This window comes from Stenotrophomonas sp. S49, from assembly GCF_016624905.1.
GTDB lineage: Bacteria > Pseudomonadota > Gammaproteobacteria > Xanthomonadales > Xanthomonadaceae > Stenotrophomonas.
On the sequence record NZ_JACVUD010000162.1, the window covers coordinates 1 to 3217 of the forward strand.

2 protein-coding genes are annotated in these 3217 nt (G+C 66.2%); one reads left to right on the forward strand and one right to left on the reverse strand.

What is annotated here, in order from left to right; translation table 11 throughout:
- Window positions 1-419: 419 nt before the first annotated feature.
- The gene (locus IAE58_RS19760) at window positions 420-1040 is read right to left on the reverse strand and encodes a thymidine kinase (RefSeq protein ID WP_199934585.1); all 621 of its coding nucleotides are present in this window, start codon (window positions 1038-1040) and stop codon (window positions 420-422) included.
- Window positions 1041-1141: 101 nt separating this feature from the next.
- On the opposite strand from IAE58_RS19760, the gene IAE58_RS19765 reads away from it, so the two are divergent.
- Window positions 1142-3118, forward strand: coding sequence for a UvrD-helicase domain-containing protein (locus IAE58_RS19765; protein ID WP_199934586.1), 1977 nt, complete (start codon window positions 1142-1144; stop codon window positions 3116-3118).
- Window positions 3119-3217: the final 99 nt, after the last annotated feature.

Here is a 3217-nt window from a genome sequence, read left to right on the forward strand (position 1 = left end):
GTGCAACCCCGTCTTTTTTGGGGGGGGCCCCCCCGGGGGGGGGCCACGGGGTTGGATATCGATGTCTGACAGACGTGTCGACCAACGGTCTACACCTACCAACAGCCGCAGTTGCCAGTAGAGCCACGCCATGCGTGGATGAATTCATTCGATATCCGACAGATGTGCCGACCAACGGTCGGCACCCACCAACAGCTGCATTTGCCAGCAGCCGCGGGAAACTGTCAGAGGCGGGGCGGTGTGGGTGGGCAGGACCGCAGGCGCCATGGCTGGCGCCTACGAGCCCCATGGACGGGTTTACGGCGTGTCCTGCCCACCCACACCGCCCCGCCAACCCACGGAATGCTGCTTTGGCTTTGGCCGTTGCTGTTGCTCCAACGCAGGTGCAGGGCTGCAAGCCCTGCAAAAGACCCCACCCCTTACAACGGCAGCGGGGCCTGCATCGGTTCGATCCGCCCTTCGCCACGGGTGATCTTCTTGAACTCGGCGCGGCTGACCGACACGTAGCGGTCGTTGCCGCCGATCTCTACCTGCGGGCCATCCTGCACTGCATGGCCGTGTTCGTCCACGCGCACAGTCATCGTGGCCTTCTTGCCGCTATGGCAGATCGTCTTGATCTCCTGCATCTCGTCGGCCCAGGCCAGCAGGTACTGGCTGCCCTCGAACAGCTCGCCGCGGAAGTCGGTGCGCAGGCCGTAGCACAGCACCGGAATGCGCAGCTGGTCCACCACCTCGCTGAGCTGCCAGACCTGGGCGCGGCTGAGGAACTGCGCTTCGTCCACCAGCACACATCCCAACGGTCCGTTGGCTGCCAGATCCTGCTGCACCCACTGCTGCAGGTCGGTATTGCGTTCGAAGGCCATGCCGTCGGCACGCAGGCCGATGCGCGAGGCCACCACGCCGGCGCCGGCGCGGTCGTCCAGGCGCGGGGTCAGGATCGCCACCCGCATGCCGCGCTCGCGGTAGTTGTGCGCGCTCTGCAGCAGGGTGGTGGTCTTGCCGGCGTTCATCGCCGAATAATAGAAATAGAGCTTGGCCATCGGCCGATTGTACGCCGCAGCCCCCGTCGGCCGAAGCCGTTCAGCATCCCTGCCGGTTGGCGGCTGTGGCCGTCACCCGGGACCGCTACAATCCCCTTCCAATGCACGGTCTCAATCCCCCCCAAGCCGCCGCCGTCCTCCACATCGAGGGCCCCCTGCTGGTGCTCGCCGGTGCGGGCAGTGGCAAGACGCGCGTGATCGTCGAAAAGATCGCCCACCTGATCGGCTGCGGGCGCTACCCCGCGCGCCGCATCGCGGCGATCACCTTCACCAACAAGTCGGCCAAGGAAATGCGCGAGCGCGTGGCCAAGCGCCTGCGCGAACAGGATGCCGACGAGGTGACCATCTGCACCTTCCACGCCCTGGGCCTGAAGTTCCTGCAGATCGAACACGCGGCGGTGGGCCTGAAGCGTGGCTTCTCGATCTTCGATGCCGACGATGCCGCCGCGCAGATCAAAGACCTGATGTCCGGCGCCAAGCCCGATGACATCGAGGACATGAAGAACCTGGTGTCGCGCGCGAAGAACGCCGGCCTGTCGCCCGAACAGGCGATGGCCGCCGCGCGCAGCAACCGGGAAAAGGAAGCGGCCAGCGTCTACGAGCGCTACCAGCTGCGCCTGACCGCCTTCAACGCGGTCGACTTCGATGACCTGATCCGCCTGCCGGTGCAGGTGCTGGAGGAAAACCCGGATATCGCCGTGGCCTGGCGCGAGCGCATCGGCTACCTGCTGGTGGACGAATGCCAGGACACCAACGATGCGCAGTACCGGCTCCTGAAGCAGCTGGCAGGCGAGAAGGGCAACTTCACCTGCGTGGGTGACGATGACCAGTCGATCTACGCCTGGCGCGGCGCCAACCCGGAAAACCTGCAGCAGATGGGGCGCGATTACCCCGCGCTGGAAATCATCAAGCTGGAGCAGAACTACCGCTGCTCCAACCGCGTGCTGCGCGCGGCCAATGCGCTCATTGCCAACAATCCGCACGAACACCTGAAGAAGCTGTGGAGCGACCAGGCCGACGGCGAGCGCATCCGCGTGTGGGAATGCCGCAACAGCGAACACGAAGCAGAAAAGGTTGCCGCCGAGATCGCCTTCGTGGCGCAATCGCGCAAGGTGCCGTGGAGTGATTTCTGCATCCTGTTCCGCGGCAACTTCCAGTCGCGTCCGCTGGAAAAGGCGATGCAGCTGCTGCGCATTCCCTACCACCTGACCGGCGGCACCATGTTCCTGGAACGCCAGGAAGTGAAGGACACGCTGGCCTGGCTGCGGCTGCTGGTGAACCCGGACGACGACACCGCGTTCATGCGCGCGGTGCAGTCGCCCAAGCGCGACGTCGGTGCCGGCACGCTGGCCAAGCTGGCCGAGCTGGCACAGGAAAAAGACATCCCGATGGCGCACGCCGCCGAATCGATCGGCGCGCTGCAGCAGTTGCCGCCGCGCGCGGCCAACAGCCTGGCGCGCTTCACCGACATCCTGCGCGACCTGCGTGCGCAGACCCGCCAGATCACCTCCGGCGACATGATCCGCAAGGTGGCCAAGGAATCGGGGCTGTTGAGCGAACTGCGCCAGCAGGCCAAGGAAGAGGCCAGTTACCAGCGCCGTGCCAACAACATCGAGGAACTGGCGCAGTGGTTCGAGGGCGGCCCGCGTGGCGCCACCGCCGCCGACCTGGCTGGTCAGCTCGCCCTGCTGTCGCGCAGCGACAAGGACGAGGGCGGCAACCAGGTGCGCATGATGACCATGCATGCGTCCAAGGGCCTGGAATTCCCGTACGTGTTCATCGTCGGCTGCGAAGACGGCGTGCTGCCGCACCAGGTCAGCCTGGACGAAGGCAACCTGCAGGAAGAACGCCGCCTGCTGTACGTGGGCATCACCCGCGCCAAGATCCAGCTGTGGATGAGCTACAGCAAGCTGACCCGCAAGTTCGGCGAGCATGTGCGGTTGAAGCCGAGCCGGTTCTTCGAGGAGATTCCGGCCGAGGAGATCCAGCGCGATGGCGCGGACCCGGTGGCGGATGCGGCGCGCAAGAAAGAGCGCGCCAGCGCCGGCCTGGCCGCGATCGAAGCCCTGTTCGACTAAGCGCTCCAACGGCGCCGCCCCTCCGTGCAGGAGCGCGCGTTGGTTGCGCGGTGTGGCCGGTCGGGGTGGGTCGGGGTGGGGTAGCGGGGGGCGCCGTGG